Genomic DNA, 274 nt, shown 5'->3' on the forward strand with positions numbered 1-274 from the left:
TCCTCTCCGAAAACCACGGCAAGAAATATGCGGTCATCGTCAACGAGTTCGGCGAAATCGGCATCGATAACGACCTGATCGTCGAATCGGATGAAGAAATCTACGAGATGAACAATGGCTGCGTCTGTTGCACGGTGCGCGGCGACCTGATCCGCGTCGTCGAAGGCCTGATGCGGCGCCCCGGCCGTTTCGACGGCATCATCGTCGAGACGACGGGCCTTGCCGATCCGGTACCCGTCGCTCAGACTTTCTTCATGGACGACGACGTGCGCGC

General features: G+C 59.1%; 1 protein-coding gene. It reads left to right on the plus strand.

Translation table 11 applies throughout. From position 1 onward, the window contains the following. Positions 1–274, plus strand: a 274-nt coding sequence (locus EOD29_RS31705) for a GTP-binding protein (RefSeq protein WP_281059244.1), incomplete at both ends; no start/stop codon positions are given.

Origin of the sequence: Mesorhizobium sp. M1A.T.Ca.IN.004.03.1.1, from assembly GCF_003997555.1 — a bacterium.
Taxonomy (GTDB): domain Bacteria; phylum Pseudomonadota; class Alphaproteobacteria; order Rhizobiales; family Rhizobiaceae; genus Mesorhizobium.